General features: G+C 54.8%; 13 protein-coding genes and 1 rRNA gene. 11 read left to right on the forward strand and 3 right to left on the reverse strand.

Annotated elements, in window-relative coordinates; all coding sequences use genetic code 11:
- Nucleotides 1-87, forward strand: a 5S ribosomal RNA gene (rrf, locus tag AB7S84_RS09355); the annotation flags it as partial.
- 115 nt (nt 88-202) lie between these two features.
- Here the strand turns inward: rrf and iorB are convergent.
- On the reverse strand, nt 203-790 hold the full coding sequence (iorB, locus tag AB7S84_RS09360; RefSeq protein ID WP_020875465.1) for an indolepyruvate ferredoxin oxidoreductase subunit beta: 588 nt from the start codon (nt 788-790) through the stop codon (nt 203-205).
- Nucleotides 791-857: 67 nt separating this feature from the next.
- Nucleotides 858-2,708: an indolepyruvate ferredoxin oxidoreductase subunit alpha gene (gene iorA / locus AB7S84_RS09365; protein WP_428154076.1), complete on the reverse strand. Its 1,851-nt coding sequence runs from the start codon at nt 2,706-2,708 to the stop codon at nt 858-860.
- Nucleotides 2,709-2,999: 291 nt separating this feature from the next.
- Between iorA and AB7S84_RS09370 the strand changes: the two genes are divergently transcribed.
- The 10 genes from AB7S84_RS09370 to AB7S84_RS09415 all read left to right on the forward strand — a co-directional run bounded on the left by AB7S84_RS09370 (nt 3,000) and on the right by AB7S84_RS09415 (nt 13,267).
- Entirely contained in the window at nt 3,000-3,665 is a 666-nt protein-coding gene (locus AB7S84_RS09370) for an XTP/dITP diphosphatase (protein ID WP_428154078.1), read from the forward strand.
- 198 nt (nt 3,666-3,863) lie between these two features.
- Nucleotides 3,864-5,507 carry a phosphoenolpyruvate carboxykinase (ATP) gene (locus AB7S84_RS09375; protein ID WP_020875462.1) on the forward strand — a complete coding sequence of 548 codons (1,644 nt, stop codon included), beginning with the start codon at nt 3,864-3,866 and terminating at the stop codon, nt 5,505-5,507.
- A gap of 124 nt (nt 5,508-5,631) precedes the next feature.
- Nucleotides 5,632-6,855 carry an AmpG family muropeptide MFS transporter gene (locus AB7S84_RS09380; RefSeq protein WP_234979210.1) on the forward strand — a complete coding sequence of 408 codons (1,224 nt, stop codon included), beginning with the start codon at nt 5,632-5,634 and terminating at the stop codon, nt 6,853-6,855.
- A 68-nt stretch (nt 6,856-6,923) separates the two neighbouring features.
- Nucleotides 6,924-8,642, forward strand: a complete 1,719-nt coding sequence (locus tag AB7S84_RS09385; RefSeq protein WP_020875460.1) for a DUF6178 family protein — start codon at nt 6,924-6,926, stop codon at nt 8,640-8,642.
- A 311-nt stretch (nt 8,643-8,953) separates the two neighbouring features.
- Nucleotides 8,954-9,196, forward strand: a complete 243-nt coding sequence (locus AB7S84_RS09390) for an FmdB family zinc ribbon protein (RefSeq protein ID WP_020876767.1) — start codon at nt 8,954-8,956, stop codon at nt 9,194-9,196.
- 55 nt (nt 9,197-9,251) lie between these two features.
- Entirely contained in the window at nt 9,252-10,187 is a 936-nt protein-coding gene (locus AB7S84_RS09395) for a radical SAM domain protein (RefSeq protein WP_020876766.1), read from the forward strand.
- 4 nt (nt 10,188-10,191) lie between these two features.
- Complete coding sequence (locus AB7S84_RS09400; protein ID WP_020876765.1) at nt 10,192-10,827, forward strand: metallophosphoesterase family protein; 636 nt, start codon at nt 10,192-10,194, stop codon at nt 10,825-10,827.
- A gap of 84 nt (nt 10,828-10,911) precedes the next feature.
- Nucleotides 10,912-11,349, forward strand: coding sequence for an SH3 domain-containing protein (locus tag AB7S84_RS09405; protein WP_020876764.1), 438 nt, complete (start codon nt 10,912-10,914; stop codon nt 11,347-11,349).
- Nucleotides 11,350-11,388: 39 nt separating this feature from the next.
- Nucleotides 11,389-12,459, forward strand: coding sequence for an adenosine kinase (locus AB7S84_RS09410; protein WP_020876763.1), 1,071 nt, complete (start codon nt 11,389-11,391; stop codon nt 12,457-12,459).
- A 118-nt stretch (nt 12,460-12,577) separates the two neighbouring features.
- Entirely contained in the window at nt 12,578-13,267 is a 690-nt protein-coding gene (locus tag AB7S84_RS09415) for a tetratricopeptide repeat protein (RefSeq protein WP_020876762.1), read from the forward strand.
- Between the two features lie 50 nt (nt 13,268-13,317).
- Here the strand turns inward: AB7S84_RS09415 and AB7S84_RS09420 are convergent, their stop codons facing one another.
- Complete coding sequence (locus AB7S84_RS09420; RefSeq protein WP_020876761.1) at nt 13,318-14,700, reverse strand: sigma-54-dependent transcriptional regulator; 1,383 nt, start codon at nt 14,698-14,700, stop codon at nt 13,318-13,320.
- Nucleotide 14,701: the final 1 nt, after the last annotated feature.

A 14,701-nucleotide genomic window follows, 5' to 3' on the forward strand; every position in this document is an offset into this window, starting at 1 on the left:
GTTCCCATTCCGAACACGGAAGTTAAGCTCTTTTGCGCCGATGGTACTGCATGGGCGACTGTGTGGGAGAGTAGGACGCCGCCGTCAATACCAAAAAGCCCGTTTCTTCCCGAAACGGGCTTTTTTTTTATCGCTGCTCGAGGCCGAACCATGTAAGTCGGCATCGTCAATCATTCCGTCTTGTTGGGTGTATCCGAAAGCTTTATCCGGCAGCGGCAAATCCGAGATCGAAGGCTTTGAGATTGGTTTCCACGAACGCTTTCTTGGTCTTGGTGCGAATCGCCTCCTTGAGGCTTTCGGCCGAAATCGGCAGAATGCCGGTCTGGGCCATGGCGCCCAGAAGGACCATGTTCACCGCCATAACGCTTCCTGCCTGTTTGGCGAGGGCCGTTGCATCAAAGGCGATCATGCGAGCGGTCTTGGCCTGAATCAATTCCTGGATCCGCTTGAGGTCGGGATAGGTTGCCTGGCCGGTGGTGACGGTGAATGGAGACAACGGCGAGAGATTGGTGATGACCGTCGTGTCGGCGCTGCATTTCGGTAGTGCCCGAAGGGTTTCCGAGGGTTCAAAGCCGACCAGCAGATCGGCCTCCCCGTCGGAGATGATCGTGCTGTGGGCATCACCCAATACAATGGCGGATTCAACCACACCCCCGCGTTGGGCCATGCCGTGAATTTCACTCATTCGGACCGGAACGTCCGATAAGAGCGCCGCTTCCCCGATGACGCGGGAGGCGAGCAGGTTCCCCTGGCCTCCCACGGCAACGATAATCAATCTTGTGATATCCATATGGCTCGATTCCTTATGCGTGCAGTTCAGAATATTGTTAAAAGATCTTGTTTCGACACCGGCCACCTCATTTTTTCAGCGGCAAAATAGCATTTTCCGGGCAAATCTGGGCGCAGACGGCGCACCCCCAGCAGAGGTCGGGATCGATATGGACCCGATCGTCTTTGATGTAGAAAGCCGGACAGGCCAGATCGTCGATACAGTTCCGATGATTCACGCATTTGTCGCTGACATGAAAGACGCGATCCTTGAGTTCCTTGAGCCCCTTGGCGTAGAGGGAGCACATTTCCTGAGAGATGATCACGGATACGCCCTTGTATTCGATGGCTTCCCGGACAGCCGCAATGCTCTTTTTGACCTTGAAGGGCTTGATCACCGTCACGTGCTGAACCCCCAACGATTTGACCACCGATTCGATGGAGATGCGGCCATAGCCGTGCAGATTCAATTTCTCCATATCCACGCCGGGGTTTGGCTGATGTCCGGTCATGGCCGTGGTGCCGTTGTCGAGAATGACGAGGGTGAAATCGTGATTGTTGAAAACCGCGTTGATGAGGCCGGGAATTCCCGAGTGAAAAAAGGTCGAATCCCCGATGAAAGCGACCACTTTTTTCTTTGTCACCTTGGAAAAACCGCAGGCGGTGCCGACGGATGCGCCCATGCAGACCACGAAGTCGGCCATGGACAGGGGCGGCAGAAATCCCAGGGTATAGCAGCCGATATCCGACGGGTATATGGTGTCGAGGCCCTCCGCGGCTTTTTTTACCGCGTAGAAGGTGGCGCGATGAGAGCAGCCGGCGCAGAGTGTCGGCGGTCTCTGGGGGATCTCGGGGAGATCCGACAGGTCGGGAGGGGCGGAGGCGGCGAAGGGCAGGTCGAAGCAGGCGGCAATGCCTTTCCGGACCATAACCGGATCAAATTCGTACAGACGCGAGAAAAGATCCTGACCCTTGCCGCGAATGGGAAGCGTCAACCCCTCTTCCTGGGCCAGGGCTTTGATGGACTCCTCCATGTAAGGCTCTCCCTCCTCCACGACCAGGACGCGTTCGCAGTCTTTGAGAAAGCCTTTGACCAGGTTTCCGGGCATTGGATGGGAGAAGCCCAGGCGCAGGATTCGGGTCCTGTTCTTGATGTTCAGGGCTGCTACGGCGTCTACGGCATAATTGTAGCTGACGCCGTTGCAGACGATGCCCCAGGATCCGTCGCCTTCGATCGTGTTGATTGCTGATGTGTCGGCGATCTTGCGTGCCTGTTCCCACCTATCCAGCAGGCGTACATGGAGCTTTCTGGAGACAGCCGGCACGCAAACATATCGAAGAGGATCCTTGGTGAAGTCCCCATTGGGGACACGGGGTTTCAGAGGGCCCAGGGTGACGACGCCGTTGGAATGGTTGACCCGGGTGGTTGTCCGGAAAATCACGGGTTCGCCCAGGGTTTCCGACAAGTCGAATGCATAAGGGACCATCTCCTTGGCCTCCTCGACGGATGAGGGTTCCACCATTGGAAGTCCGGAGAGTTTGGCGTAGTAACGGGTGTCCTGTTCGTTCTGGCTCGAAAACATGAATGGATCGTCAGCGACCACGATGACCATGCCGGCCTTTACACCGATATAGGCGAGGGTCATCAGCACATCCGATGCGACGTTCAGGCCGACGTGCTTCATCATGCACATGGCGCGGACGTTTGCGTTGGCCGCTGCCGCCGCGACCTCGAGAGCGACCTTCTCGTTGGTGCTGTATTCGAAATAGAGATCGGTCTCCTGGGATATCTGGAAAAGATTGGCGGAAATTTCCGAAGAGGGCGTGCCCGGATAGGTGCTGGCAAAAGCCAGTCCGGCTTCGACGGCTCCTCTGGCGATGGCGTCGTTGCCCAGGAGAAGCATTTTCCGGCCGGGTTCATCGGTTAATAATCTGTGCATCTTCACTTTCCTTCAAAATTAATGGATTGGTGTTGCCTTGCCATTCACCTGAATGACCACCCAGCGCATTTTTCGGCAAACACGCGCGATGGGCTTGATTTTTTTTGCAAAGCCGCAAAAAGCGGCAATTTGTAATTCTTATCTCAGCATACTTGAGGTGTAAAGATCTTTTTCAGCCGAACAGGTTGTTGAAAACACTTTACAAAGCTGAATTCATGATTTATAGAAGCGGTTTGATACAATACTTGGATTGCTGATAACGGTGAACATAGCCCGATACGAGGATACAAAGTGGACCCTCGCAGGATACTTGTAATCGCCACCCGGAATCAAGGCAAAACAGCAGAAATTCGCGATATTTTGCGGGATTTCCCGGTGGAAATCAAAAATTTGGATGATTTTGGTCCGATCCCCGAAATCGAAGAAGACGGTGAAACCTTCGACGATAATGCCTACAAAAAGGCGAGTTTCACTGCCAGGGTATTGGGCTTTCCGGCCCTTGCGGATGATTCGGGCCTCGTAGTGGCGGCTCTGGACGGCAGACCGGGTATCCATTCCGCCCGATACGGAGGGGCGGGCATCACCGACAGGGAACGATGCAAAAAGCTGCTGGCGGAACTCGAGGGCGCGGCAAATCGAAAAGCGGCGTTTGAATGCGTTATTTCCATCGCGGTGCCGTCCGGACCGGCGCTGACTTACGAGGGGCGTTGCGAAGGGGAGATCGCCCGGTCCCCTGACGGCGTCAATGGATTCGGATATGACCCGGTGTTCTATTATCCGCCCATGGGCAAAACCTTCGCCCGGCTGACCCGAGAGGAAAAGAACCGTGTCAGTCACCGGGGAAAAGCCTTGATGGAGGTCCGTGAAGAATTCGACAAGATATTGAAATGGATCGATATCCATATGCCGGCTCCCGAAAGGGTCGGTTGTCGGGCCGATACTTCGTCGACCCGGTAAAAGATGTATTCGTAAAAAATCGATGCCCATGCGGTCCCGAAAAAGGTTCGAGATCAAGGCTTCTGAGTTCCGAAAAACAGGGTGGTCTAACGGTGTGGCGTCCAGACGGTGGATGCGCGCGAAGCAACCATCGGGTTTTTACGGAGCCGTCAATAAATGACGATACGATAACGATTTGACCAGTGAAGGCGGGGAGAGATGGCGTACAGAAAACAGCTTGACGACATGTTACGTAATCATGGTGATTTAAGACGAAATCCGGACCGAAGAGCGGCCATACGGGATGCCGTTGCGCGAAGGGAAGCCTTTGTCGCGGCGAACGGCTGCCTGGCCACCTGGACCCCTGCCGATTCCACGGGTCGTGCACCCATGGACACCATGATTGTTCGTCGTCCCGACACGGACGGAAATATCGATTGGGATTCTCCCAACAATCTGCCCATCGACGCCGAGACCTTCGACATGCTCTGGAAGGACGCCCTGACCGTTCTCGGACGGAAAAAGACGCTTTACATCACCGACCGGGTCGTGGGCGCCGACGCGTCCTATGCCCTTCCCGTACAGACGATCACCGATCGCTCCCTTACCGCGCTGTTCACGCTGAACATGTTCCGCGCGGTTCCCGCCGATATTCAAAACAGCATTTTCGCCGAAAAAGGGTTTACCCTCGTGGTTCTGCCCTACGACAAGATCGACGGCTCCCGCTATGAGGGACGGTTGAGAAAACTCAAGAACGGCCGGGTTTCCCATATGGCCATCATCATGGACTTTTCGAAGCGATTGGGCCTGGTTTATGGATCCGCTTACGGCGGCAGTGTGAAAAAATTGATTTTCACAGTGATGAACTATTACCTGCCCCTGGAGAATATCCTGCCCATCCACTGCTCTGCCAATGAAAATGCGCATGGTGATCTGAGTCTGTTTCTGGGGCTTTCGGGGACCGGTAAAACAACCCTCTCGGCCGCTCCCGGCCGTGCGCTTCTGGGGGATGACGAGCACGGGTGGAGCGAGAACGGAATCGCCAATTTCGAGAACGGATGCTACGCCAAGCTCATCGATCTCAATCCCGAAAAAGAACCGGAAATCTTTCAGGCCGTGTTCCATGAGGACGACTACCTCAACCACGGCGCCATCGTGGAAAACGCCATGATGTACCCGAACGGCTGCTTCGATCTGTGCGATGACCGCCTGACGCCCAATAGCCGGGCCTCCTATCCCCTTCGTTTTCTGAGCAACATCAAGCCTTCGTCCACCGGGAATCACCCAAGCAATATCATTTTTCTTACCGCCGACGCCAACGGCGTCATTCCACCGGTGTCCCGACTGAATTCCGCTCAGGCCATGCTCTGGTTCCTGATGGGATATACGAGCAAACTGGCTGGAACCGAAACCGGCATCGTCGATCCGGTATCCACCTTCTCCCGCTTCTTCGGCCAGCCGTTCATGCCGTGTCTTCCCCATATCTACTCCGATCTGCTCGGTTTGAAAATGCGGGAACATCGCACGAATGTCTACCTCATCAACACCGGATGGAGCGGTGGCCCGTACGGCATAGGCCAACGAATGGACATCACCATGACCCGCGCCATGGTGAACGCCGCACTTGACGGAAAGCTCCAGGACGTGGAATACCGCGAAGACGCTCTTTTTCATCTGGAGGTCCCCCTTTCCTGTCCCGACGTTCCAGCGGAGATTTTGACGCCGGAGCACACCTGGGCGGACAAGGCTGATTACCACAAGCGCGCATTGAAGCTTTCCTGGGAATTCAGTGATTATTTCAACAAGGCGTACGGCAACAAAAACATCGATCCGGATGTCCGAAAGGAGTGCCCCGGAAAGTAATATTCAGCCGATCTCAGAGCGTGCCAGGGAAACCGGGGGGAGTTTCACCCGGTTTCTTTGTTGGGCGACTGCGCGCCGTGCGTGATGGAACGAACCGACAGGGATGGGCACCGGGTAAAGCGATTTGAACGCTCCGATAGTCAAGATGGTTTTCAGCCCCCGCATGCTGGTGGCCTTTCTGATGGGATTTTCCTGCGGGATGCCCCTGCTGTTGACGATCACCGTACTGCAGGCATGGATGAAGGAAGAGGGGGTCGATCTGTCCGTGATCGGACTGATGGCGCTGGTCGGCCTTCCTTACACGGTCAAATTTTTATGGGCGCCTTTCCTGGACCGCTACAGTCTGCCTTTTCTGGGGCGCCGACGGGGATGGCTTCTGGTGGCCCAGGCAGCCTTGGCCCTGGCGCTGGTGGTATTGGGCCTGACCCGACCGGCGACGCATCCCTGGCTGGTGGCTTTCGCGGCATTCTGGGTGACCTTTTTCAGCGCCACCCAGGACATTGTCGTCGATGCCTATCGCCGTGAGGACCTGTCGGACAACGAACTGGGACTGGGCTCCTCCCTTTATATCAACGGCTACCGGGTCGGCATGCTGCTGGCCTCGGGTGGTGGGCTGATCATGGCCGACTACATGTCGTTCTCCATGGTGTACTGCATCATGGCCCTCTGCATGGCCCCCGGCATTTTGACCACCTTGCTGGCTCGAGAGCCGGAGGTTGTCGATATCCCCCCCAAAAGTCTCAGGTCCGCCGTAGTGGATCCCTTGATCGAGTATTTCAGCAGGGAGAACGCCGTCTGGATACTGGCTTTTGTCCTCTTTTACAAAATAGGGGACACTATGGCTCTGGCAATGACCACGCCGTTTTATCTGGATGTGGGGTTCACCAAAACGGAAATCGGCACCGTAGTGAAACTCTTCGGTTTCTGGGCTACCATCGGCGGTAGTCTCGTGGGGGGCATCATTATGCTCCGTTTGGGCATCAACCGCTCTCTCTGGATCTTTGGCATTTTTCAAATGGTTTCCATTTTGGGATTTGCGGCGCTTGCCCGGGTCGGCTACAGTTTGCCGGCTCTGTCGGGGGTCATCGTTTTCGAGAACCTGAGCGGTGGTATGGGGACGGCCGCCTATGCCGCTTTTATGGCGAGCATCACCAATAAAAAATTTACGGCCACCCAGTACGCCCTGCTCAGCAGTCTTATGGGAATTCCCAGGGTCATGGCCGCGGCGCCCACCGGATTTCTCGCCGCACGCCTGGGATGGGAGGGATTTTTCATATTCTGCACCGTCATGGCCGTCCCGGGAATGTTGCTGCTGCTCAAATTTGCACCTTATCGGGCGGAGCGTTGATACCCGCGGCCCGCATTGACAAGTTTGATTCCGTGCGTACCATTGATCTATGCGAAATGAAGTGATCCATGAATGAAATCAAAGAGATCATCACCCCGGCAACCCGCCTTCGCGAGCTGGCGCAGCGGCGTACCGAAATTCTTTCCATGCCCCCGGAGAACGCCCGCAACGCCATCTTGGAGAGTCCTCAGCCTGCTGCCCTGGTGCATTCCATCCGTGAAGAGGATTTCTATTTCTTGATCCACGATATCGGCGTGGAAGACGCTCTGGAGTTGCTGGGCCTTGCGTCCGACCGGCAATGGGACTTCATCCTGGATATGGGCATGTGGGAAAAAGATCGGATTTCCATGCCCGATTGGACCCGATGGCTCAACCGCCTCATGAAGGCCGATCCCCATCGGTTGGTGAGATGGATTTCCGAAGAGCGCGCTGCGGATTTCGAATACTATCTCTACAGAAACATTCAGTTGGCCGTCCGCGAACACGATCAGGATCCGTCGGATTTCGGGGAGGGATTTCATACCTATGACGATACGTTGTATGTGAAGTTTGGGAAAACCCTATATGATCCGGAGAGAAAGCCCGACGCCATCGAGGAGAGGGATGCCTTTCTGGATGAATTCCTCTTCCGACTTGCTGCGGATGATCACATCCTTTATTATAATCTCCTGGTGGAATCCCAGGCTGTGATTCCCGCGGAATATGAAGAGGAGGCCTATCGTCTGCGCAATATCCGGATGGATGAAAAGGGGTTCAAGCCCTTTGAAGAGGCTGTCGGCATATACCAACCGCTTTCGACGGACAATTTTTTCAGGGGGCGGCAAAAGCGTTATCCGGTCAGATCTCTTTCGGGGGAGGGCGATGCACCGTTTTATCCTTTCAATATAATGGCCCCGGACAGTCTTTTTGCCCGCGGTCTGGAATTTCTGGGCGACTGGCAATGGCATGCAAGCCTTCGAAATGAGTTCGCCGGGCTCTGCAACCGAATTGTTTCGGCCGATCGGCAGCCGGTTGAAGAGCGCGAAGCGCTTCGGTCCGTCGTTAAAAAGGTTTGCGGATATGTCAGTATCGGAATTGCCGCGCTGACGGACCGGAACGACCCCTCCCCGGGCCGGGCCGCGATGCTGATCCGACAATATCCTATGGAGGATATCTTCAGGGTCGGTTACGGCAAGGCTCTCGATCTCAAATGGCGGGCCGAACGGTGGCGAAAGGAGAGTTGGGCTGAAGAGCATGGGCTTCCCTTGAGCTTCTGGGGAGAGGCCTGGCTGGGGGTTATTGGAGGGCTTCTCATACGTCGACCGCTCTTTTTTGATAATTATCGAACGGGGGTTCTCTATCGGGAATTCCATACCATGGCGGATATCACGGCGACCCGGAAAGTGCTGGATCAGGTGATCGCCCTGGATGAACTTTTCGGGCTGATGGAGGGGGTTGCCTTCCGGTTTCCGCGCCGGATGCTGACCTGGCAGCAGCTATTGCTGACCCTGTGGGCCCGCTGGTCCACCGGATACGACGGCGATCGTCTCGCCATGCCCCTGTCGACCTTCATACCTTTCTACCGGGAGCTTTGGGAAGGCAGTCTGCCCTCGCGAAGAATCAGCGATGCTGCAAGGGAGCGATTCTTGAAATGGCTCGCCCATGCCGCGCGCCTGGATGCCTATGTTCTGTCCAGCAAGTTCCGGGAGACTCTGGAGGCGCTGTTTGACGCTGTGGAAAATGAATACCAGGCGGTTTCGGAAGTGCATCTCGATCCCAGACATATCCATTTATTCATGTTGACTTGACAAGATGCCAAAATTGTTTTTAAACAAATGTTTTATACTCAACTTTCGACTTTCATAGGCCGGTGCCGGGAGGATACGGCCCGGGCCCCACGCGGTTTCGTTCAAGTGCCGCTAAAGCTTGCTCCGGGCGGCCCGGAAACTCGCTGCGCTCAAACAGTCCGGGCCGCTGATCCGCCGCGGCGCTTAAGCGGCACTAAAACTCACCGCTGAAGGGGCGCGGGCCGTATCCTCCCGGCACCGCTTTCCGGTTACCATCATGAAAGTCGAAAGTTGAATTTTATATATGTACGAAGGAAACGAGGGAGAAACGAATGCCGATTTATGAATTTAAATGTTTGGAGTGCAACGAGTATTTTGAAATCCTGGTCACCCGCACCGACGAAGCGGTAGACATGGCCTGTCCAAAGTGCCGGGCCCAGAATTTTGAGCGGGTCATGAGCACGACCAACTACGCCATGGCCGCCGGCGGGGCGTCTGCCGGTGTCAAGGCCCAGACCCGTCAATGCTCGAGCGGATCCTGCACCACCTACGAAGTTCCCGGAATGACGCGCTGAGCCTCCGGGGGCACGAGAAATCCGGATTCAATCGGAAACGGCAATCTGAACCGATATGACATCACCGGTACCTGTTTATATTGAAACCTTCAGGAGAGGGGATCTCGACGAGCGAGTCGAAACGGCCCGACGCCGAATGGCGTGCTGTACCCTTTGCCCGAGAACCTGCCGGGTAGACCGCCTTGCCGGAGATACCGGCATCTGTAAAACCGGGCCCAGAGCCTGGGTGTCGAGCTGCGGACCCCATTTTGGGGAAGAGAGGCCCCTGACGGGAACGGGCGGATCCGGAACGATTTTTTTCACCCATTGCAATCTACTCTGCCTTTTCTGCCAGAATTTCGACATCAGCCACGGGAATGCGGGAGATCCGACCGGGACTGAAGCGCTTGCCCGTATGATGCTGTCCCTGCAGGAGGCCGGATGTCATAACATCAACCTGGTGACGCCGTCTCATGTCGTTCCCCAGATTCTGGCGGCACTGAAGCCGGCGATCGAAGGCGGCCTCTCTCTGCCCCTGATTTACAACAGCAGCGGTTACGACAGCGTGGAGACCCTGAAGCTGCTTGACGGTGTTGTCGACATCTATATGCCCGATTTTAAATTCTGGTCTCCCGACCTTGCCCGACGGGCGTGCCGTGCCCCCGATTATCCGGATGTCGCCCGGAAAGCGCTGATTGAAATGCACCGTCAGGTCGGGGATCTCGTCATCGACGAAGGCGGTATCGCTCGTCGCGGCCTTCTGGTGCGCCATCTGGTGCTTCCCGGAGGGCTTGCCGATACCGACAAGGTCATGGGGTTCATTGCCGATCGTATCTCTCCGAACACCTATGTCAATATCATGCCCCAGTACCGACCCTGCGGTCGGGCCGCCGAAGTCGAAGGGCTTGGACGCTTTCCGTCCCGAAGCGATTTCATCGACGCGCTGAAAGCCGCTCGGGCTGCCGGCATTACCCGGCTTGACGAACCCCGTCGCGTTTTTCTGGTGGCATGACACAATGGGAAATATTTATGCCGTCGGCGATATTCACGGTTGTCTTGACAAGCTCGAGCAATTGTTCGCGAAAATCGACCCCGATCCAATGCGGGATCAGCTGATTTTCCTGGGCGACTACATCGATCGGGGGCCGTCGTCCTATGAGGTGGTGGCGTATTTGATCTCGCTCAAAAAGCGGATGCCCGACACCGTTTTTCTGAAGGGAAACCACGAAGAGATGTTTCTTCAATACCTTTCCGGGATCGAGCGCCACCTGTTTCTCACAAACGGCGGCAAGGCGACGCTGGACAGCTATATGAAAAACAAGGCCTGCGCAGACGAAAGTCTCATCCCGCCGGATCATCTCCAATTTTTTTCGGCACTCGGTCTTTATTATCAGACCGGGGACTATATCTTCGTCCATGCGGGGTTGAGGGAAGGGGTCCCTCTGGAATCGCAGAAGTCCGAAGATTTGCTCTGGATACGCGATGCTTTCATTGCTTCCGATTATGATTTCGGCAAGCGGGTTGTTTTCGGCCACACGCCGTTCAGCATTCCACTGGTTCAGCCCAACAAAATCGGCGTCGACACGGGGGCCGTGTACGGCAACCGCCTGACCTGTGTCAAATTGCCGGAAATCGTATTTTTTCATGTCTGATGTGGCTGGGATCTGATATGGATGCCCTTTCGGCTTCAGATCAGGCGTTTTGGAAGACCTTGTTTTGTGCATGAAGGAGGAAAAATGATGATGAAGAGGTTTACGCCGACAATTGTCATTCTGTTGATGTTCATGAGCGGTACGGCCCTGGCCGAACGGATGACGGTCAATGTTTCCATGGCGAATGTCCGCTCCGGCCCCGGCAACGAACACGGAATCCTGTGGAAGCTTGAAAAATATCATCCCGTCGAAATCCTCAAAAAGCAGGATGTCTGGTATTATTTCGAGGATTTCGAAAACGACAAAGGATGGATTCACAAAAGTCTCCTTACCGGCGAACCTTCGGTCATTGTCGTAAAGGATCGCTGCAACATCCGCTCCGGCCCCGGCACCCAATACGAAATCGTTTTCACCGTTGAAAAAGGCGTGCCGTTCAAAGTGCTCAAGAAAGAGGGCGAATGGATAAGCATTGTTCATGCGGACGGTGACAAAGGATGGGTCCACAAGAATCTGGTCTGGTGACATATGCCGGACTTTCCTTCATTCAGAGAAAAGGACAATATGTTTCGAGCCAATTCGGACTGCGGTGTGGTTGTGGGTATTGGATCCGCGCTGGTGGATATTCTGGTGCATGAAGCGGAGGATTTTGTCGAAAAGGCGGGAGCTGTAAAAGGCGGCATGGCCTATGTGGATAACCGCGTCATCGATGACATCCTCATGCGGGTATCGAAAGCGCCCTTTTTCGTTTCCGGGGGATCGGCCTGCAATACGGTGATCGGCGTCGGGCGACTCGGAGGCCGGGCCCGCTTTGTGGGAAAGAGCGGGAATGGAAATCTGGCCGGTCTTTTTGAGTCGGACCTCAAAAACAACAATGTTGAGCCCCTTCTTTTCAAATCGACCGCTCTCACCGGGAGGGTACTTTCCATCATCACGCCGGATGCCCAACGGTCCATGCTGACCTATCTGGGGGCATCGGCCGAGGCCGCTCCTTCGGATATCACGACGGCATGCTTCAACGACGCGGCGGTCGTCCACGTCGAAGGGTACCTGCTGTTCAACAAAGCGCTCATCCTGTCGGCCCTGGACACAGCGAAACAGGTGGGCGCACGAATATCCCTGGATCTGGCCAGCTTTACCGTCGTCAGGGAATCGAAGGCTTTTTTGGCGGATATCGTGAAACAGTATGTCGATATTCTGATTGCCAACGAAGATGAAGCTCAGGCGTTTACGGGTTACACGGATGAAAAGGACGCGGTCAAATCCCTGGCCCAGAACTGTGATATTGCCGTTTTGAAACTGGGGGAACGGGGCAGTCTGATCGCTCATGACGGCGACATTCTGGAGATTGCTCCCAGGCTTGACGCGCCGGCGGTGGATACCACCGGAGCCGGCGACCTCTGGGCATCAGGGTTTCTGTATGGTCTGGTCAACGGGCTGCCTCTGGAGAAAAGCGGTGAACTGGGATCGCTGTGCGGCTACGAGGTTTGTCGGGTCATCGGCGCCAAAATTTCCGATGAAGGTTGGCAGAGAATAAAGGCCGCCATGGGGAGCGAATTTTCAGTTGACCTTTTTCCGACGGATATTTCCGGAAAAGGGATCTCGGATCCGCCTGAGGCGTTTTGTCACCCTTGAAAAGGGAACTCGACTTTCGACGACTTTCATAGGCCGGTGCCGGTCACCATCATGAAAGTCGAAAATTGAGATGGGAATACGTATTTCTTTTTTGAACGGATGCGAATGAGGAGGATGGATGGCAAAAAAGGCCAAGAATCGGAAGGAGCTGCTCAAAAAACCCGATGAATTTCTCACTTTTTCGGGAAAACTCCTGGCGACGATCATCAAATACAAGGTTTACGCCGTCAGCGGACTGATACTCCTCCTGGCTGTTGTCATGCTCATATCGGGCATCAATTACATGGGCAATCGGGCCGAAAACCAGGCGTTCGTTCTGCTGGAAAAAGGGATGGCGGATTACGACAGGATTCTTGCCGACGACGGGCCGGAAAAGGCCTATCAGGTCGCAAAAAATCAGTTTCAGCCGTTGTTCGAAGAATACGCCCAAAAGGATGCCGGCCGGTTGGCTCGTATCGTGTATGCCGGCATGGCCTACGACGCCGGTGATTTCGACACCGCCATCACACTTTACCAGGGAGCGCTCGATGATATCGGCGCCTATCCGGGATTGAAACCGTTTATCCTCGGCGGATTGGGACGGACATATCTTGCCCAAAAGGCGTATGCGTCGGCAGCTCGACAATTTGAAACCATTATCCAGGGGAGCGATCCCGTACTGAAAGAGGATGCATATCTGAATCTTGGGTTGATCTATGACCGGATGGGAAAAACGGAGAAGCGATCGGAGATTTTAAGTCGATTTATAGCGGAATATCCCGATTCGACCTTTGTCGGCATGGTAAAGGAAAAGCTGGCCAACAGCTGATTTCCGATGAAAAAGCCGTGGCCCGATTCCCGGAAGTCTTCGGGATCGGGCTATTTTTTTGTGCCGACGTCCAGGTTGTACTTCTTGATCTTTTGATTCAGACCGCTTTTTCCGATACCGAGCATTTTTGCCGCATGCGCCTGGACGTTGTTTGAGAGCATCAGCGCCCGGCTGATCAAGGCTTTCTCGATATCGGCCAGGGTTTCGGCCAGATTTGCGTTGGTGGGAATATCGTTGATTTTCAGGGTGCTGTAAGCATTGGTCTGGAAGCTTCTGGGCAGATCGGATACACGGATCGTGTCTCCCGGACAAAGGATCATCGCCCTTTCGATGACGTTTTCAAGCTCCCGGATATTGCCGGGCCAATGGTATTCATAAAAAAGGCGCTCCACCTCCTGGTCGATTCCCTTGATCGGGATATCCACATTTCTCTCGTCGGCGTACTTGTCGATAAAATGTTGAACCAGCAAGCGGATGTCTTCGGTCCGCTCCCTCAGGGGAGGGAGCGTCAAGTGAAGCACGTTCAGGCGGTAAAAAAGGTCCTCACGAAAATTCCCCTTGGCGACCTCTTGTTTAAGCTGTTTGTTGGTGGCGGCGATGATGCGGATATCCGCAACGATGGGCTTGATGCCGCCGACCCTTTCGAAGGACTTCTCCTGAAGCACCCGGAGCAGTTTGACCTGAAGGCTATGGGAGAGCTCGCCGATTTCGTCCAGGAAGATCGTTCCCCGGTCCGCGAGTTCGAACCTTCCCTTCTTCATCGACATGGCCCCGGTAAAAGCGCCTTTTTCATGCCCGAAAAGTTCGCTCTCCAGAAGGCTTTCAGAGAGTGCGGAACAATTGACGGGAATGAAGGGTTCGTTTCGCCGCGGGCTGTTGAAATGAATGGATTTCGCCACCAATTCCTTTCCCGTGCCGTTCTCTCCTTCAATCAAAACCGTGGCCGTGGCCGGCGCGATTTTTTCAATCGTCGCGAAGACGGCCTGCATCGACTTGCTTTTGCCGATAATGTTTCCAAAGCGATAGCGGGATTCGATGCTGTTCCTCAAATGCCTGTTTTCTTTGACGATCCGGAACATCTCAATGGCCTTGTTGACATAGATAATCAGGTTCTCGTTTTCAAAAGGCTTGAGAATGTAATTATAGGCCCCCTTCTGCATGGCTTCGACCGCTTTTTCAACAGTCCCGTAAGCGGTCATCATGATGACCGGCAGATCCGGATCCTTCTCCTTGATGCTTTCGAGCAGTTCAATGCCGTCCATCCCAGGCATCTTCATGTCCGTGATCACGAGGTCGATGTCCGCATTCTCCAATATGTTGACGGCGTCGTTGCCGCTGTTGGCGGTAAGGGTTTCAAAGCCCTCTTCTTCCAGGATTGCGCTCAGAATGAGGGTATAGTTTTTTTCGTCGTCGACGATCAGAATCGTTTCCATG

It is taken from the genome of Desulfococcus sp. (assembly GCF_050178255.1).
Lineage (GTDB): Bacteria > Desulfobacterota > Desulfobacteria > Desulfobacterales > Desulfococcaceae > Desulfococcus > Desulfococcus multivorans.